Source organism: Streptomyces sp. NPDC051987 (genome assembly GCF_040680735.1).
Classification (GTDB): Bacteria; Actinomycetota; Actinomycetes; order Streptomycetales; family Streptomycetaceae; genus Streptomyces.
Genome location: NZ_JBFAXI010000012.1, coordinates 39,483 through 56,456 on the forward strand (window position 1 = coordinate 39,483; position 16,974 = coordinate 56,456).

General features: G+C 73.6%; 18 protein-coding genes and 2 pseudogenes. 9 read left to right on the forward strand and 11 right to left on the reverse strand.

The features are described from left to right. Positions 1-13: 13 nt before the first annotated feature. The gene (locus AB0M11_RS09610) at positions 14-1,471 is read right to left on the reverse strand and encodes an aldehyde dehydrogenase family protein (protein ID WP_365703196.1); all 1,458 of its coding nucleotides are present in this window, start codon (positions 1,469-1,471) and stop codon (positions 14-16) included. A gap of 105 nt (positions 1,472-1,576) precedes the next feature. On the opposite strand from AB0M11_RS09610, the gene AB0M11_RS09615 reads away from it, so the two are divergent. From AB0M11_RS09615 to AB0M11_RS09625, 3 genes are all read left to right on the forward strand, one after another. Beyond that, a complete protein-coding gene (locus tag AB0M11_RS09615) occupies positions 1,577-2,005 on the forward strand; it encodes a MarR family transcriptional regulator (protein ID WP_365703198.1) in 429 nt (142 codons plus the stop codon). A 171-nt stretch (positions 2,006-2,176) separates the two neighbouring features. Further along, complete coding sequence (locus AB0M11_RS09620) at positions 2,177-2,569, forward strand: anti-sigma factor antagonist (protein WP_365703200.1); 393 nt, start codon at positions 2,177-2,179, stop codon at positions 2,567-2,569. Positions 2,570-2,791: 222 nt separating this feature from the next. Next, positions 2,792-3,424 carry a DUF4230 domain-containing protein gene (locus AB0M11_RS09625; protein WP_365703348.1) on the forward strand — a complete coding sequence of 211 codons (633 nt, stop codon included), beginning with the start codon at positions 2,792-2,794 and terminating at the stop codon, positions 3,422-3,424. Positions 3,425-3,446: 22 nt separating this feature from the next. Here AB0M11_RS09625 and AB0M11_RS09630 read toward each other — a convergent pair whose 3' ends face one another. The 6 genes from AB0M11_RS09630 to AB0M11_RS09655 are packed head-to-tail and all read right to left on the reverse strand — an operon-like array spanning position 3,447 to position 7,204. After that, positions 3,447-5,219: a complex I subunit 5 family protein gene (locus AB0M11_RS09630; protein ID WP_365703202.1), complete on the reverse strand. Its 1,773-nt coding sequence runs from the start codon at positions 5,217-5,219 to the stop codon at positions 3,447-3,449. Continuing rightward, entirely contained in the window at positions 5,219-5,569 is a 351-nt protein-coding gene (locus AB0M11_RS09635; RefSeq protein ID WP_365703350.1) for a sodium:proton antiporter, read from the reverse strand. The genes AB0M11_RS09630 and AB0M11_RS09635 overlap by 1 nt, the downstream gene beginning before the upstream one ends. A gap of 19 nt (positions 5,570-5,588) precedes the next feature. Then, positions 5,589-6,329 (reverse strand): MnhB domain-containing protein, encoded by a 741-nt coding sequence (locus tag AB0M11_RS09640; protein ID WP_365703204.1) that lies wholly within the window; start codon positions 6,327-6,329, stop codon positions 5,589-5,591. After that, entirely contained in the window at positions 6,326-6,580 is a 255-nt protein-coding gene (locus AB0M11_RS09645; protein ID WP_365703206.1) for a hydrogenase subunit MbhD domain-containing protein, read from the reverse strand. The genes AB0M11_RS09640 and AB0M11_RS09645 overlap by 4 nt, the downstream gene beginning before the upstream one ends. Then, the gene (locus AB0M11_RS09650) at positions 6,573-7,025 is read right to left on the reverse strand and encodes a monovalent cation/H+ antiporter complex subunit F (protein WP_365703208.1); all 453 of its coding nucleotides are present in this window, start codon (positions 7,023-7,025) and stop codon (positions 6,573-6,575) included. The genes AB0M11_RS09645 and AB0M11_RS09650 overlap by 8 nt, the downstream gene beginning before the upstream one ends. Continuing rightward, positions 7,022-7,204, reverse strand: coding sequence for a hypothetical protein (locus AB0M11_RS09655; RefSeq protein WP_365703210.1), 183 nt, complete (start codon positions 7,202-7,204; stop codon positions 7,022-7,024). Before AB0M11_RS09655 ends, AB0M11_RS09650 begins: the two co-directional genes overlap by 4 nt. Positions 7,205-7,959: 755 nt before the next feature. Here AB0M11_RS09655 and AB0M11_RS09660 point away from each other — a divergent pair. Next, positions 7,960-8,521 (forward strand): annotated as a pseudogene (locus tag AB0M11_RS09660) (VanZ family protein); the annotation flags it as partial. A gap of 127 nt (positions 8,522-8,648) precedes the next feature. Next, on the forward strand, positions 8,649-9,899 hold the full coding sequence (locus AB0M11_RS09665; protein WP_365703211.1) for a family 16 glycosylhydrolase: 1,251 nt from the start codon (positions 8,649-8,651) through the stop codon (positions 9,897-9,899). Positions 9,900-9,915: 16 nt separating this feature from the next. On the opposite strand, the gene AB0M11_RS09670 is transcribed toward AB0M11_RS09665, so the two are convergent. Further along, positions 9,916-10,173 carry a hypothetical protein gene (locus AB0M11_RS09670; protein ID WP_365703213.1) on the reverse strand — a complete coding sequence of 86 codons (258 nt, stop codon included), beginning with the start codon at positions 10,171-10,173 and terminating at the stop codon, positions 9,916-9,918. A gap of 67 nt (positions 10,174-10,240) precedes the next feature. On the opposite strand from AB0M11_RS09670, the gene AB0M11_RS09675 reads away from it, so the two are divergent. The 4 genes and pseudogenes from AB0M11_RS09675 (at position 10,241) to AB0M11_RS09690 (ending at position 13,741) form a co-directional block, all read left to right on the forward strand. Continuing rightward, positions 10,241-11,278, forward strand: a complete 1,038-nt coding sequence (locus AB0M11_RS09675) for a PHP domain-containing protein (protein ID WP_365703214.1) — start codon at positions 10,241-10,243, stop codon at positions 11,276-11,278. A 50-nt stretch (positions 11,279-11,328) separates the two neighbouring features. Continuing rightward, positions 11,329-11,991, forward strand: coding sequence for an HAD family hydrolase (locus AB0M11_RS09680; RefSeq protein WP_365703216.1), 663 nt, complete (start codon positions 11,329-11,331; stop codon positions 11,989-11,991). 270 nt (positions 11,992-12,261) lie between these two features. Next, a pseudogene (locus tag AB0M11_RS09685) lies at positions 12,262-12,645 on the forward strand (oxidoreductase); the annotation flags it as partial. 67 nt (positions 12,646-12,712) lie between these two features. After that, entirely contained in the window at positions 12,713-13,741 is a 1,029-nt protein-coding gene (locus AB0M11_RS09690) for an SDR family oxidoreductase (RefSeq protein WP_365703218.1), read from the forward strand. A 438-nt stretch (positions 13,742-14,179) separates the two neighbouring features. Here AB0M11_RS09690 and AB0M11_RS09695 read toward each other — a convergent pair whose 3' ends face one another. The 3 genes from AB0M11_RS09695 to AB0M11_RS09705 form a co-directional block, all read right to left on the reverse strand. Further along, the gene (locus AB0M11_RS09695) at positions 14,180-14,356 is read right to left on the reverse strand and encodes a hypothetical protein (protein ID WP_365703220.1); all 177 of its coding nucleotides are present in this window, start codon (positions 14,354-14,356) and stop codon (positions 14,180-14,182) included. 82 nt (positions 14,357-14,438) lie between these two features. Further along, on the reverse strand, positions 14,439-15,728 hold the full coding sequence (locus tag AB0M11_RS09700) for an ROK family transcriptional regulator (protein ID WP_365703222.1): 1,290 nt from the start codon (positions 15,726-15,728) through the stop codon (positions 14,439-14,441). 153 nt (positions 15,729-15,881) lie between these two features. Further along, positions 15,882-16,859 carry a DUF3626 domain-containing protein gene (locus AB0M11_RS09705; protein WP_365703224.1) on the reverse strand — a complete coding sequence of 326 codons (978 nt, stop codon included), beginning with the start codon at positions 16,857-16,859 and terminating at the stop codon, positions 15,882-15,884. Positions 16,860-16,974: the final 115 nt, after the last annotated feature.

Here is a 16,974-nt window from a genome sequence, read left to right on the forward strand (position 1 = left end):
TGGTCTGCGGGGCTCAGTCGAGCGAGACGACGACGGACTTGACTTTGGTGTAGGCGGCGAGCGCCTCGGGGCCGTACTCGCGGCCGAAGCCCGAGGCCTTGACGCCGCCGAACGGGACGGCGGGGTCGAGCATCGCCCAGTCGTTGACCCAGACGATGCCGGCCTGGAGGCGGGCGGCGACGCGGTGGGCGCGGGCCAGGTTGCCGGTCTGGATGCCGGCGGCCAGGCCGTACGGCGTGGAGTTGGCGAGGGCGACGGCCTCGTCCTCGGAGTCGAAGGGCTGCACGGTGAGGACCGGGCCGAAGATCTCGTCCTGCACCACCCGGGAGTCGTTCGGCAGGTCGGCGACGACGGTGGGCTTGTAGTAGAAGCCGCCGTTCAGGTCGAGGCGTTCACCGCCGCAGACGATGCGGCCGCCCTCCTTGCGGGCCAGGTCGACGTACTCCTCGACCTTGCGCAGGTGCTTCTCCCCCGCCATCGGGCCGACCACGGTGGCAGGGTCGCGCGGGTCGCCCACGGGGACGCCGGGGACGGCCTCGGCGAGGATGCCGAGCAGGGTGGCGTAGACCGGGCGGGCGACCAGGAGGCGGGGGCCGCCCATGCAGAACTGGCCGGTGTTGAAGACGAAGGCCTTGATGACCGCGCCGACGGCGTTCTCCAGGTCGGCGTCCTCGAAGACCAGGTGGGCCGCGTTGCCGCCGAGTTCCATGGTGACCGGCTTGAGCGCCTCCCCGGCCGTGCTCGCGACATGCCGGCCGACGGCGGTGGAGCCGGTGAAGGCGACCTTGTCGACGCCGGGGTGGCGCAGCAGGGCCTCGCCCGCGACCGGCCCGGCACCGGTGACCACGTTCACCACTCCGTCGGGGACACCGGCCTCCTGCAACAGCCGGGCCATGTAGAGGGCGCTGAGCGGGGTCTCGTCGGCGGGCTTGTGCACGACCGTGTTCCCGGCGGCGAGGGCCGGGCCGATCTTCGAACCGGCCAGGATGAGCGGGAAGTTGAAGGGGGTGATGGCGGCGACCACGCCGATCGCCTCGCGCCGGGTGTAGGCGAGGGCGTTGAGCGGGACGTCTCGAACGGCGCCGTCCAGGGAGTGGGCGAGGGCGGCGAAGTGCTCGTAGTCGTTGGCCGCGTTGGTGACGTCGACGGCCCCGGCGAGCGTGACGGGCTTGCCGACGTCCAGGCTCTCCAGGGCGGCCAGTTCCTCGGCGTTCTCCCGGATCAGCTCGGCGACGCGGTGCAGCACACGGCCGCGCTCCCGGCCGCTGAGCCCCGACCACTCCCCCGCGTCGAAGGTCTCGCGGGCGGCGCGCACGGCGGCGTCGACGTCGGCGGCCCCGGCCTCGGCGACGGTGGTGATCACCTGGCCGGTGGCCGGATCGGTCACCTCCGTCCGGGCCCCGTCGGCGGCCTCCCGCCACTGTCCGCCGATGAACAGCTGCCCCGGCCCGGTCTCGAAGGTGGTCGTCATTGCCCACTCCCCAGCGTTGATCGCTTAGCCTTCAACAAACAGGATTCCTGTTGGTCGGCAGTCTCATTACGGACAGGATTCCTGTCAATGGTCTAGGGTGAACGCATGGTCGGTACAAAGACACGCCCCTCGCTGCTGTACATGGTCAAGCAGGTGGAGCTGGTGGTGCGCTCACACCTCGACGAGCTGGTGAAACCCGCCGGGGTCACCGCACTGCAGTACACGGCCCTGACCGTGCTGGAGCGCCACGACGGCCTGTCGGCGGCCCAGTTGGCACGCGACTCGTTCGTCACCGCCCAGTCGATGGCCGACCTCGTGCGGTCCCTGGAGACCCGCGGGCTGATCCGGCGCGAGCGCAACCCGCGCAACCGGCGGGAGCTGCTGATCCTGCTCACCGACGCGGGACGCGACCTGCTCGCCGGGGTCGCCGGGCCGGTGCGGGAGCTGGAGGAGCGGATGGTCCGCGAGCTCACCGCACACCAGGAGGAGCAGTTCCGCCAGGCGCTGAGCAAGGCGTGGCACGCGCTCTCCTAGGTGAGCAGCGCTCTCACGTGCCCGTTCCCCGACTGTCGTGCACGCCACAGAAAATGGCGAGCCGAAGCAGCAGACATATGTCAATCGAACATGCTCAAATTCCCTCCATCGAGGGTAACTTGCACTGCGGGGAACGGAATAGAACCGGCAGGGGTGGGAGGTGATGTCGCGGTGCGCCAGGAACCCCGGCAGGATTCCGCGCCGCTCTCCCGGCACCTGCGCGTCCACCAGGACCGCGGCTACACGGTGCTGGAGCTGCGGGGCGAGATCGACATCGCCGCGGCCGCGGAGATCATGCCCCACCTGGACCGGGCGACCGCCCAGGAGGACAGCCGGGTGGTGATCGACCTGCTGGGTGTCGACTTCTTCGACTGCTCGGGGCTGCGGCTGCTCTACCGGGCGCGCAGCCGGGTGCTGGAGCGCGGCGGGGAGCTCCAGCTGGTCTGCACGCACCCGCTGACCCTGCGCGTGCTGAAGGTGACGGGACTGTCGCGGCTGCTGCCGCCCAGGGCGACGCTGGAGGCGGCGCTGGGCCGGCCGGAGGCCACGTCCGGCACCTCGTGACACCGTTGCCAACCTGCTCGTCCGGCGGAACTCCCGCTCCTGGAGCTCCCCCTGTGTATCAGTCCTGCCTCAGCTGTCCCAATCGGCCGACAACGCGGTCTGGCAAGGCCGTTGGCGGGCATGCGTGTCGTTGGAAAGGAGGACCGTCACATGGCGAGTTCCACCAAGGAGAGCAAGGCGAGCTCCACCCAGGAGGCTCCCGTCACGGCCCGGCCCCGGCGCATGCCCGGCTGGGCGAAACTGGTCACCGCGCTGGTGCTGGTGCTCGTGGTGCTGTTCGCCGGGATCAAACTGGCGGTGCTGCCCGGGATCAAGGACCTGTTCGGCACGGAGACGCGCGACAACACCGGCCCGGCGCTGCTCAAGTCCATCCAGGACATGAGCCGTTACGACGCGGCCTCCGGCAACTTCCAGGTCGTCGTGGACCTGGAGAAGGACGCCAAGTACCTGCCCAGCGCGATCCGCGGCACCCGCACCCTGTACGTCGGGGCGGGCACGGTCGACGCCTATGTCGACCTCGGCCGCATCGCCCAGAAGGACGTGACGGTCAACGGCGACCGTACCGAGGCCACCATCCGGCTGCCGCACGCGCAGCTGGGCAAGGCGACGCTGGACCCCGACCACTCCTACGCCGTGTCCAAGCAGCGCGGCCTGCTCGACCGGCTCGGCGACCTGTTCTCCGACAACCCCAACAGCGAGCAGGCGGTGCAGAAGCTGGCCGTGAAGCACATCGACACCGCGGCCAAGGACAGCGGGCTGACCACCCGGGCCGAGACCAACACCACCGACATGCTGGAGGGGCTGCTGCACTCCCTCGGCTTCACGGAGGTGCACGTGTCCTACGGGACGGTGTGACCGCCCCCGCGGTGCCGCCGGCTCAGCCGCCCAGCACCGCGGGCAGGGCGAGCGCGCCCAGCGCGGCCGCGCCGACCAGCAGCCAGGCCACGTAGTCCCCGATGTGCCCGGACTGCAGCCGGCGCAGCGGCAACGCCCGGTCCGGGGCGACCAGCAGGCCGGGGCGGATGACCGCAAGGGCGGCGAGGCCCACGGCGAGGAGGGTGGAGAGACAGCCCAGCAGGACCCCGGCCGTCGTCCAGTGGACGGCGGCCGGGGTCCCGCCCGTTCCGGCCGCGGTGACGGCTCGGGACAGCACCTCGGGGAAGCCGGGGGCGACACCGACGGCGACACCGACGGCGAGGGCGCCGGCCAGCAGGACCGCGGGGACGAGGGTCATGGTGACCGGGATCCGGCCCAGCCTGCCCTCCGTCTCGGGCTCCTCACCGGTCCCGGTGGTCTCGTAGGCGGCGCCCTGAGGCGGCGGGGCGCCGAGGCCGAGGAAGACCCGGGCGCCGACCCGCAGCACCGCGCCCGCCGTCACCGCCGACGCGAGGACGAACAGCACCGTGAGCGGTCCGCCCACCGCCTCCTCGGCGACCGCCTTGCCGATGCCGGTGCCGAACGGCGGCAGCCCGGCCAGGGCCAGCCCGCCGACGCCGAACAGGACGCCCACCGTGCGCAGATCGCGGCCCTTCCCGTGCAGCGCGCGTTCGTCGACGTTGCCGTAGCGGTCCAGCAGGATGCCCGTGCACGCGAACAGGGCGGCCTTCACGCCCGCGTGCCCGAGGATGTAGAGCGCGGCCCCGTCGTCGCCCTCGGGGGTGAGGACGCCCAGGGCGACGAGGAAGAGCCCGGTGTGCGCGACCGTGGAGTTGGCCAGCAGCCGTTTGATGTGCCGCTGGTGCCAGCACATCACCGCGCCGACCACGGCCGTGAGCACGCCGAGGACGACCAGGGCACGCTCCAGGTCGGCCGCCGGGATGCCGCCGGGTCCGGCGAAGACCGTGCCGTACACCCGCCACACTCCGTACGCGCCGAGTTCCACCATGACCCCGGAGAGCAGCATGCACACCGGGGTGGGGGCGACGGCGTGGGCGTCGGGGAGCCAGAGGTGGAAGGGGGCGGCGGCGGCCTTGGTCAGCAGCGCGGTGAGCACCAGCACGAACGCGGCGAGGACCAGGGCGTCGGGGCGGCCGTGGGCGTCCAGGCCGCGGCCGATCCTCGACAGGGCCAGTTCGCCGGTGCGGGCGTACAGCAGTCCGATGCCCGTCAGCATCGCGTACGCGCCGAGGGAGTTGACCACGCCGAAGGTCAGCGCGCCCTGCACCGCCTTCGCCTCGTCGATGCGGTAGCCGGTCAGCGCGTAGGCGACCACGCTCATCAGCTCGAAGAACACGAACATGTTGAACAGGTCGCCGGCGATGGCGAACCCGCACATGCCGGCCTGGAAGGCCAGCATCAGCGCCGGGTAGGAGCCGGCGTGGCCGCGTGGCGGCTCCTCGAAGTAGTGCCAGGAGTACACCAGGGCGGCGAGCGTCAGCAGGGAGACGAGCGCGGCCATGCCGAGGGCAGGTCCGTCCCCGACCACCAGGATTCCGACGCTCTCCCCGTGGACCGGGAGCCAGCCGCCCACCCACTCGGTCAGCGGGGGCGAGGAGTGCAGCAGCAGGACCAGGGCGAGGGCGCAGGTGCCCGCGCAGACCGCGCAGGCGAAGCTCTCGGCGACGACCCTGGGCAGCCGGCGCCCCGCGGCCACCAGCAGGGTGGCGCCGAGCAGGGGGCCGGCCGCGAGCAGCGGGAGCAGGTGGTGCATCAGCCGCGCAGCTCCGTCAGTTCGTCGGGGTCGACCGTGCCGTGCCGCTTGGCGATCTGGAGGACGAGCGCGAGCAGCAGCGCGGTCACGGTCGCGCCCACCACCACGTCGGTGAGGGCGAGGGCCTGCACGACCGGGTCGACCAGCGGCCGGCTGCCCGGCTTCAGGTCGGAGAAGACGGGCGCGGTGCCGCCGTCGCGGTAGCCGACGGCGAGCAGCAGGACGTAGGTCGAGGACTGGACGACGGCCAGACAGCCGACGGCGTGGATCAGGTTCCGGCTGGTGGCCAGGCCGTAGCAGCCGGTCAGGAAGATCCAGACGGCGACCAGGTAGGGGAAGACGTGCAGCACGGAGTGTGTCACCGCGGGCTCAATTCGCGTTCTCCTCCTCGATCTCGACGGCCTGGTCGAGGAAGCGGGCGAGCAGCACCACGACCGCGCTCGCCACCTCCATGCCGATGGCCGCGTTCAGCAAGGGGACCGTGCCGCCGGACGACAGCGTGTTGAAGGTGCCGTACGGCAGCAGGGTGTTGGCCAGGAAGGCGGTGCCCGCCAGGACGCCGGCCAGGCCCAGGACCAGGTAGGAACAGGCCGCGAGGGAGTCGGCGACCTCGAAGACACCGATGGGGCGGACGCGTTCGAGGGCGCCGTAGTCGGCGCCGAGGTACAGCAGGTGCAGCGCGGTCGCGGCGACCACCCCGCCCTGGAAGCCGCCGCCGGGGCTGAGCTGACCGTGCGCGATGACGTACAGGCCGGTGACCAGGGCGACGGGCAGCACGAGCAGGGCGTAGCGCCGGACCGGCACGGACACTTCGGTGGGCTCCGGGCGAGCGCGGTGTTCGTCCTGGTTCTGGCGGAGCAGGACCACGCAGCCGAGGACGGCGGCGAAGAGGATGCTCATCTCGCCGAGGGTGTCGTAGGCGCGCTGGTCGAAGTTGACGGAGGAGATGACGTTGGCGGTGTGCCGGGCGAGGGAGGCACGCACGGCGCGGTCGCCGTAGGGGTGGCGGGTGCCGCCGAAGCCGGGCAGGTCGAAGCAGGCGGCGACCAGCAGCGCCGCCAGGCCCGCGCCGCCGACGGCCAGCACCCGGAGCCGGAAGGAGCGGCTCACTTCTCGTCCTCCTTCCCGCGCCGCCGCACCCTGCGCACCGACAGCATGATCAGCAGCGGGGTCAGCGCCGAGCCGACGGCGAGCTGGGAGAGGCCGACGTCGGGGGCCTGGAGCACGGTGAACACGACGCCGAGGAACAGCCCGAGCAGGGACAGCACCAGGGCCTGGCGGGCCGGGTCGCGGGTCGCCACGGCCGCGGTGGCCGCGCCCGCGGTGAGCAGCAGGGCCACGGCGATCACCGCGTCAGCCACCGCGCACCCCCCGGAAGCCGCCGGACAGCGCCCGGGAGGCGACCACGTTCCCGCCGGTCAGCAGGGCCCCGATCACCAGGAGTTTCACCATCGCCCGGCCCGGCCCGGTCGCCACGCACAGGGCCACCACGACGGCCGCGTCCACCCCGACCGTGGTCCAGGTCAGGCCCCAGGCGGCGGCCCGGTCGTCCGCCAGGTCGTCGGCGAGCAGCCGGGCGAAGACCAGGGTGCCGACCGGGCCCAGCACGGCCAGCAGCAGGCCGAGGTCGACGTAGGACGTACGGTCGTAGCCCTGGGCGAGCAGCAGCAGACTCGCGCAGACCACCGAGGTGGAGAGGTTCTGGGCGACCACGCGGCGGCTCAGCGGGCCGGTGGCCACGCCCCACAAGGCGGTGCCCGCGCCCGCCGCGAGCAGCACGGTCGCCGCCAGGATCCAGCCGTTCACCGCCAGTCCACCGCCCGCCGGCCGGCCCGTGCCACCAGCGCGCCGATCGCCGCCGCGCTCGCGCCGACGATCCGCTCCAGGGTGTCGACGGTGCTGACGAACACCAGCCAGAGCAGGGCGAGAACGGCCCACCACGCCAGCAGTTCGGCCGCGGCGCCGAGCGCCGTGCGCCTGGTCATACGCCGCCTCCTCGGTCGCCGTGCGGCGCCATGTCCGATTCGTCGCTTCTTCGCCGCTCGTGCATCCAAGCACCGCGACCGTCGCCGGGGGCGGCGGCACGCGGGAACGCAGCCGGAGTGCCCAGGGAGCGCGCCCGGAAACCAGCGGTCTGCTCCAGCCGCCGCCCGGGACCCGGCATCGCTCGGCGTTTCGGGGGTAACTGGGCTACCACGCCGCAAGGTTGGGGAGAGTGGAGGACTGAATGGCCAGCGCCGCCTCGCGCCTGCGCAGCACCAAGGGCGAGACCACCGAGGAGACGAAGAGGGACGGGGACACGGGCACGAGGGCGGGGCTGTTCGGCAGGGCCGCACGCGTCGTCGGCGTCCGCGGCGACCAGCCGGGCGCCGCCGCGAAGGGAGACGGTAGCGGGAAGAAGGGCACCCTCGGGCGGGTGCGCCGTTCCGGCACCGGGGGCGACACCGCCGGACCGGGCGGCACGGCCGAGCCGGCGGTCACCGGGAAGACGGGTCTCCTGGGCAGGCTGCGCCGCTCCGGCACGGCGGGCGGCGCCGCCGCTCCGGGCGGCACGGCGCCCGGGGAGGCCGGGAGGACCGGTTTCCTCGGCAGGCGGCGTGGCTCCGGCGCGGCCGGCGGGACGGCCACCGCGCGCGGGGCGGGCGGCACGGCGGAACCGGCCGCCCGGAAGACCCTCCTCGGCAGGAAGCGCGCGGCGGGTGAGGCGGACGCCTCCGCCGCCAGGACCGGCACCGAGCGTCGCCCGCTCCCCCTCCCCCTGCGGTTGCTGGCCATGGCCTGCGCCTTCGCCGCGATGGTCGCCTTCGCCGTCGTCCTGGCCGATCTGACCCTGGATCCGTCCCCGGCGTCCGTGTCGATCGCCCACACCAACCTGCATCCCGGCGCCACCCTCAAGATCTATCTGGACCAGCCCGGGTTCCGTGACGCCGTGAAGCAGATCGGCGGGAACATCCTGCTCGGCGTCCCGTTCGGGATCCTCGTGCCGGTCCTCGCGCCCGGCGCCCGGGGCGTGCTGCGGGTGCTGCTGCTGACCGCGATCGTGATGCTGCTGGTGGAACTGGCGCAGGGCGCGCTGGTCACCGGCCGGGCGTTCGACGTGGACGACGTCATCCTCAACACGACGGGGGCGCTGGTCGGCTGGCTGCTGCTGGGCCGGCGGCTCGGCCGGGCGGTGCACGCCCGCAAGCCCAAGGGCTGAGCCGGCGGGACGGCCGGGTCCGGTCCGGCGGGCACCCGCGGCTTGTGGGCGGTTGCTCCCGCAGTTCCCCGCGCCCCTGATGGGGGCGCGGGGAACTGCGTGATCCGTCCCCACCGGCCGACACCCGTTTTCGCACAGTGGTCCGTACCAACCTCTTGACGCCCCCTTATCTCACTCCTTAAATCAAGAGGCGACGCCTTCACCCCCCACCCTGGCCGGAAGGAACAGCCGTGGCCTCCCCACGATCGCTCCGCAGATGTCTGTTCGCCGCACTCTCCGCTGCGCTGGTCGCCACGGCGGCCGTCGGCCCCGCACGTGCGGCGGCCGCGCCCCCGTCCGCCGACGCGAGCGCGGCCGCCGTGACCTTCTCCGACACCTTCGACGGACCCGCCGGTTCGCCGGTCGACTCCTCGAAGTGGACGCTGGAGACCGGCGACAACGTCAACAACCACGAGCGCGAGTACTACACCTCCGGCACCCACAACGCGGCCCTCGACGGCCAGGGGCACCTGGTCATCACCGCCAGGAAGGAGAACCCCGCCGACTACCAGTGCTGGTACGGCACCTGCCAGTACACCTCGGCCCGGCTGAACACCGCCGGGAAGTTCAGCGCCCAGTACGGGCACGTCGAGGCCCGCATGAAGATCCCGCGCGGGCAGGGCATGTGGCCGGCGTTCTGGATGCTCGGCACCGACATCGGGTCGGCGGGCTGGCCGAACTCCGGCGAGATCGACGTGATGGAGAACGTCGGCTACGAGCCGTCGACCGTGCACGGCACCATCCACGGCCCCGGCTACTCCGGCTCCAACGGCATAGGCGCGGCCTACTCACTGCCGAACGGCCAGGCCTTCGCGGACGGCTTCCACACCTTCGCGGTCGACTGGGCACCCGGGTCGATCACGTGGTCGGTCGACGGCACCGTCTACGAGACCCGCACCCGCGCCGACGTGGGCGGCAACACCTGGGCGTTCGACAAGCCGTTCTTCCTGATCCTGAACCTGGCCGTGGGCGGCTACTGGCCCGGCGACCCGGACGGCTCCACCGCCTTCCCGGCGCAGCTGGTCGTGGACTCGGTGTCCGTGACGACCAGTGACAGCGCGGCCGGGGTCGCGATCAAGGGCCTGGCCGGCAAGTGCGTGGACGTGGCCGGTGCGAACCCCGCCAACGGCACGCCCGTGCAGCTCTACGACTGCAACGGCACCGCCGCCCAGCAGTGGACGGTCGGCGGCGACGGCACCGTCCGCGCGCTCGGCAAGTGCCTGGACGTCACCGGCGGCGGCACGGCGGACGGCACGGCCGTCCAGCTCTACGACTGCAACGGCACGGCCGCCCAGAGGTGGGCCGTCTCCTCGGCGCACGACATCGTGAACCCGCAGGCGAACAAGTGCCTGGACGTCACCGGCAACAACCCGGCCAACGGCACCCGGCTGCAGATCTGGACCTGCACCGGCGGCGCCAACCAGAAGTGGACGGTCGGCTGAGCCCAAGGGCTCGCCCCTAGCGGCGCGACGGGCGGGGCGTCCAGGTGAACTTGTCCCCGCCCACCCAGCGGACCACGGCCGGATCGTCCAGGTCGTGGACCTTGATGCCGTAGGAGGCGGCGACCTCCAGCACGTCCGTGATCGTGCGCGCCTTGCAGACCACCTCACCGTCGATCTCCACGATGCGGAAGGGCGGGGCGCCGGGCTTGCCGGTCATGACCCCGAGCACCAGGATCCGCGGCTGGGAGATGAACGGGCTCGCTATCTCGGTCATGCAATCGAGGGTAGATCTCCCCGGGCGGAAGTGACCGGCCTGAGTCACCCTGACGGTGGAGGTGGCCATGGACCCCGTCGAGGCGCTGGAACGCATCGCCTTCCTGCTGGAACGGTCGCTGGCGCCCACCTACCGGGTCCGCGCCTTCCGCACCGCCGCCCGGGTGCTGGCCGCCCTGCCCTCCGACGAGGTGGCCGCGCGGGCACGCGCCGGGACGCTGGAGTCGCTGCGGGGCGTGGGCCCGAAGACGGCCCAGGTGGTCCACGAGTCGCTGGCCGGAGATTTGCCCGGATATTTGCGCGTACTTGAGGAAGAGGCGGCCGAACCCGCCACCGGTCCCGGGTCCGGGCTGCGGGAGCTGCTGCGCGGGGACTGCCACCTCCACTCGGACTGGTCCGACGGCGGCAGCCCGATCGAGGAGATGGGCCGTACCGCGGCGGCCCTCGGGCACGAGTGGGCGGTGCTCACCGACCACTCCCCGAGACTCACCGTGGCGCGCGGGCTGTCCCCGGAACGGCTGCGGGAACAGCTGGACGTGGTGGCGCGGCTCAACGCCTCCTGGGTGCCGTTCCGGCTGCTCACCGGCATCGAGTGCGACATCCTGGAGGACGGCTCGCTGGACCAGGAGCCGGAGCTGCTGGAGCGGCTCGACGTGGTCGTCGTCTCCGTCCACTCCAAACTGCGGATGGACGCCCGCGCGATGACCCGGCGCATGGTGACCGCCGTCCGCGATCCGCACGCCGATGTCCTCGGCCACTGCACGGGCCGCCTGGTCACCGGGCGGGGCCGGCCGGAGTCGGAGTTCGACGCCGACGAGGTGTTCGCCGCCTGCGCCGAGTCCGGTACCGCCGTGGAGATCAACAGCCGCCCCGAGCGGCTCGACCCGCCCCGCCGGCTGCTGCGCCGGGCCGTGGACGCCGGGGTGCTGTTCTCGATCGACACCGACGCCCACGCCCCCGGCCAGCTGGACTGGCAGATCCTCGGCTGTGCCCGCGCCGAGGAGTGCGCGGTGCCCGCCGGCCGGGTGGTGACCGCCTGGTCAGCCGAGGAGTTGCTGGCCTGGACCCGGGAAGGACGGCTCCCGGCGCGCGTGAGCGGCGCCTGACGCGGTACCCGGGACCGAACGGACCGAACGACAGGAAGGGGCACCGCGCGATGGACCGGGCCGCCGTGTTCGACGTCGACGGGACACTCGTCGACACCAACCACCTGCACGTCACGACCTGGTGGGAGGCCTTCCGGCAGGCCGGTCACCGGATCCCCATGCACGCCGTGCACCACTCCGTCGGGCTCGGCTCCGACGACCTGATCGCCCATCTCCTCGGTGAGGACCGCGACACCGGCCAGGACGACGAGCTCAGTGCCGCGCACACCGCGCTGTACGGGCAGTTCTTCGACCGGCTGGCGCCGCTGCCGGGCGCCGGCGAACTGCTGCGGCGGCTGCACCAGGACGGCTGGCGGGTGGTGCTGGCCACCTCGGCGAGCGGCCCCGAACTGGCCGCGCTGCGCCGCGCCATCGACGCCGACGACGCCATCGCCGCCACCGCGAGCGCCGATGACGTGACCCAGGGCAAACCGGCGCCGGAGCCGGTGGAACACGCCCTGGAGCTGGCCGGCGTGCCGGCGGACCGGGCGGTGTTCGTCGGGGACACGGTGTGGGACATGCGGGCCGGCACCAAGGCCGGGGTGCGCTGTGTCGGGGTCCTGTGCGGCGGGATCCCCCGCTCGGACCTGGTGGCGGCCGGCGCCGAGGAGATCTACGCCGACCCCGCCGACCTGCTCGAATCGCTGGCGGACAGCCCCTTCGCCGCCGGGTGACCGGCATCACCTGCCGGGCCGGAACAGCCGGCGGCGGTCGTCCGTTGAACCAGCCGTGGGCACGGACGGGACAGTGTCCCCGGGCCTCACCATCTGCCCACAGGGACGATCGTCCGGCTGAAGCCCTGTGGAGCCCTTCGCCGCGAGGCGACCGCCGTCCGCGCCCATCCCCTAGGCCGCCCCGGCCGCGAATCCCCCGTCGCGGCCGGGGCTCTCCCCTGTCCGGGGGCGGTTCCCCGGGCCCCGGAAGCGTCCGCTTGAGACGGCGAGCTGTTCGCCGTGCACCTCGACCGGCTCGGCCGCGACGCGGGCGTACGGGCCTTCGCCCTGCATCCCGGCGGCATCATGACCCCGCTCCAGCGGCACATCCCGCTCGCGGAGAAGATCTGGCGTGGCCGGGTGGACGAACAGGGCAACCCGCTGGAGGTCGCGGGCCTGAAGACGCCCGAGCAGGGCGCCGCCACCCAGACCTGGGCGGCCACCTCGCCGCAGCTGGCCGGTATGGGCGGGGTGTACCTGGAGGACTGCGGCATCGCCGAACCCGCCGCGGAGGGCGAGACGGCCGGTGTGCGGTCCTGGGCGGTCGACCCGGAGCAGACGGCCCGGCTGTGGGACCTGTCGGCGCAGCTGACCGGCGTGAACGCGTTCGCCTGAGGCGCCCGGTGTGCCGGCCCCGGCACCCGGGTACCCGGGGCGGATCCGCCCGCGAGAGGAGCCGAAGGTGAACACCTCAGCGTCCCGCAAGATCGTGGTCACGGGAGCCACCGGAAACATCGGCACGAGTGTGCTGCGCGCGCTGGCCGACGACCCGGGCGTCGGCTCGGTCCTGGGACTGGCCCGGCGGACCCCCGGCGAGGCGCCGCCGATGACGCGGTTCTCACGGGTCGACATCGGCTCCGAGCAGGCACCGCTGGCCGACCTGTTCGCGGGCGCCGGCGCGGTGGTCCATCTCGCCTGGGCGTTCCAGCCGACCCGCGATCCGGCGCGGACCTGGAGCACCAACGTCCTCGGCGGCATCCGGGTGTTCGAGGCGGTGGCGGCTGCCGGGGTGCCGGTGCTGGTGCACGCCTCCTCCGTCGGCGCGTACGCGCCGGGTCCCAAGGACCGGGCGGTGGACGAGTCCTGGCCGACGCACGGCTGGCCGGACGCCGCCTACTGCCGGGAGAAGGCGTACCTGGAGCGGACGCTGGACGTCTTCGAGCGCGACCATCCCGAGGTGCGGGTGGTGCGGATGCGCCCGGCGTTCCTGTTCAAGCGGGAGTCGGCGAGCGAGCAGCGCCGGATCTTCGGCGGCCGGCTGCTGCCCGGCCCGCTCGCCCGGCCCGAGCTGCTGCACTTCCTGCCGGACGTGCCCGGCCTGCGGGTGCAGGCGCTGCACACCGACGACGCGGCGGAGGCGTTCCGGCTGGCCCTGGCCACCGACGTCCGGGGCGCCTTCAACCTGGCCGCCGACCCGCCGCTGGACGCGGGTGTGCTGGGCGAGCTGTTCGGCGCGCGTCCGGTCCGGCTGCCGCGTACGGCGGCCCGGTCGGCGATCGCCGCGGCGTGGGGGCTGCACCTGCTGCCGGCCTCGCCGCACCTCTTCGACGCGGTCCTGCGGCTGCCGCTGATGGACTGTGGCCGGGCCCACGAGGAACTGGGCTGGCGGCCGAGCCGCACCTCCACCGAGGTGCTGCAGGAGTTCCTGGCGGGCATGCGGGACGGCGCGGGGGCACCGACGGAGCCGATGCGGGGCCGCAAGGTCGGCTAAGGCCTGGGGGCCGACGTGCGGTGTGCAGGCCGTACGTCGGCTGCGGCGCGGTGGTGGCTGGGCGCGCAGTTCCCCGCGCCCCTGAGGGGGCCCACACGTGGCGTTGCCGGGCGCCGCGCCGTTGTGGCCGGGCGCGCAGTTCCCCGCGCCCCTGACGGGGCACGCACGCGATGTCATCGGCCGCCGCGCCGTCGTGGCTGGGCGCGCATGACGGGGCACGCATGCGATGTCGTCGGCCGCCGCGCCGTCGTGGCTGGGCGCGCAGTTCCCCGCGCCCCTGACGGGGCACACAGGTAGCGTCGCCGGGCGCCTCGCCGTCGTGGCCGGGCGCGCAGTTCCCCGCGCCCCTGGCGGGGCACGCACGCGCCGTCGGGGCTGGGCGCGTGGTTCGCCGCGCCCCTGGCGGGGCACGCACGTGGTGGTGTCGGGTGGGGTGGGTCAGGCCGAGGGTTCGTCGGGGGTGGGGTTCTCGACCGGCTCCGTCTGGGGGGCGCCCCCGTCGGTGTCCTCCTGCGGCTGTCGGCTCTCCGCGGCCTCCCACGGGTCCTGGCCGGGTCCCGCCTGCTGGTCCGGCAGATCCCGGGGTACCGGCTTGCCGTCCTGCTTGCCGCCCACGGCGTACTCCCCTCGCGTCGTTCCGAGGCCCTCGTTCCGGGCGACAGGCGAGTACCGCGACGGAACCGGGCGAAACGTCGGCTCAGCGTGGGCTGCGCTCCTCCAAGGCCGTGCGCCAGGCGGGGAGCCGGTCCTCGGTGACCGGTTGCGCACGGCGGCCGCCGCGGCCGAAAAAGTCGGCGAGGGGCAGGATCGCCGCCCCGACGGTGACCGCGTCCGGACCGAGCCGGCCGAGGTCGATGGTGACCCGCTCGGCGGGGTGGCGCAGCGCGTACGTCGTCGCGTACCGGCGTACGGCGGGCAGGAAGCGGGCGCCCAACTGGAGTCCGGCCCAGCCGCCGATCAGTATCCGCTCGGGCTGGAAGAGGTTGATCAGGTCGGAGAGGCCGGCGCCCAGGTACTCAGCGGTCTCCTCCAGGACGGCGAGCGCGACGGGGTCGGGCTCGGTGCCCTCCGGCGGATAGGCGGCGGCGAGCATCGCGGTGAGCGCGGACTCCTCGTCGAGGCCCTCGGCCGGCCGGCCGCCCTCCTCGCGCCAGCGGGCGAGCAGCGACTCGGCGCCGGCGTAGGCCTCCAGGCAGCCGAGCGCACCGCAGCGGCAGCGGCGGCCCCGGACCCGTACGGTCAGATGGCCCCATTCGACCGCCCGGCCGTTCTCCACGTCCGGGGTGACCAGGCAGGCGCCGACACCGGAGCCGAAGAGCACCACGACCGCGTTGTCCGCGCCGCGCCCGGCGCCGAACCACATCTCGGCCTGGCCCAGGGTCTTGGCGCCGTTGTCGATGAAATACCGCACCGATTCCGGGAGCCGGCAGCCGGTGCGGAGCAGCTCCTCCAGCGGGACGGCGTGCCAGCCGATGGTCTGGCCGTGCACGACGGCGCCCCGGTCCTCCGTGTGCTCGACGATGCCGGGGACGCCGACGCCGACGCCCAGGAGCAGCTCGGGCGAGGCGCCCTCGGTGGCGAGGACCTCGTCGATGCCGTCCCGCATGTGGCCGACGATCACCTCCACGTCGTACCCCTGCTGCTCCAAGGGGCGCTCGACGCGGGCCAGTTCGGTGAGGTTGAGGTCGAACAGCTCGACCCGGACCCGGGTCTCGCCGACGTCCACGCCGATCATGTGCCCGCTGTGCGGGGCGACGCGGAGCAGGGTGCGGGGGCGGCCCCCGTCGGAGTCGACGCTGCCGGCCTCCTCGACGAGGCCGTCGGCGACCAGGTCGGCGACCACGTTGCTCACCGAGCCGGAGCTCAGGCCCGTGGCCGGGCCCAGTTCGAAGCGGCTGAGCGGGCCGTCGAAATAGAGCCGCTGCAGCACGGCCGTGCGGTTGGCCCTCCTGAGGTCGCGCACCGTGCGCCCGTTACGCCCCGCCATGTGGCTCCCTTCACGAACCCTGCCCGACCTGCAACATACTCCTTCAGGGGGCGGGAAGCGATATTTTCCCAACCCTTAGTTCACGATGTGAGTGAAGGGGGTCGGGAGAACAGGCGGATGCGGGAGGCGCCGCGCGGGCGCGGTCGGCGTCGATCAGCTCGACACGTGTCCATCCTGCACAGAACGGCCGTCCGCCACCAGGGAGTCGAGCGATTCGCCAGAATCTTCCCGGACGGCGCGCTCAGGCCGTGCGGCGGCCGCCGGCCCCGCGGAGCGGGCGGTGCCCGCACCTTCCGGGGCACCGAAGCGGGCCAGGGTGTGCCAGACCATCTTGAGGTCCTGGATCCCGTACCGGCCGGTGCGGGCGGCGGCACCGATGATCCGGGGGTCGACGACGCCCTGCTCGGCGATCGCGGCGCCGAGTTCGGCGTACTCCGGGCCCCGGTAGCCGGCGTGCCGCCGCAGGTCGGGCACGGTGAGCCGGTAGCCGGGGTGCCATTCGACCGGGAACGGCAGCCGGCCGGCGGCCACCGCCACGGGCGTGCCCCGGTAGCAGGCGTCGAGCACCAGCGCCTCGACGTCCCGGTCGAGCCGCACCCCGCCGTGCACCTGGGTCTCGATGTAGTCGTCGAGGGCGTCCCGCTCGTCGGCCTCGGCCAGCGCGAGCAGGTGCGTGCCGGCCGCCACCCCGAAGTCCGTCGGCTCGGCCGCGCTGTCGGGGTAGCAGAAGGTGGCGCGGTGCAGGACCGGCCCGGCCAGGCGCAGGTGCGAGGAGCCGAACCGGGGGGCCGCGCCGACCACTTGGCGGCGGAAGTTCAGCGCTCCGTACACCGGCCGCTCGTGCGGGTCGGCGTCGTCGTAGGTCCCGCCGAACATCCGGCTCTCCCAGCGCCGGCGGTCGCCGCCGGGGTGCGCGGTGAGCCCGCCGTTGCTGGTGCCGGTGACGAACTGGGAATGGTAGGCGCCGTCCCGGGCGAGCGCCTCCAGGATCGGCAGACCGGCCGAGAGCCGGTCGGGGTGGAAGTTCAGGGTGATGCGCAGGCCGGGGTCGAGCGGCGGCCCCGCGGACCGTGCGGCCACATGGCGCAGTGCCGCAGCCCCCCGTGCCGCCCCGGCGCCCGCGCGTCCCATCGGGCTGCCCCCGTCTCCGCCGGGAGCCCCCGCCGCCCCCGTCCGATGCCGGCCGACCCTAACCGATCACCGCGGGCCCGGTCACGGCCGTTTCGGCGCGGGCCGGGGGGCGGGG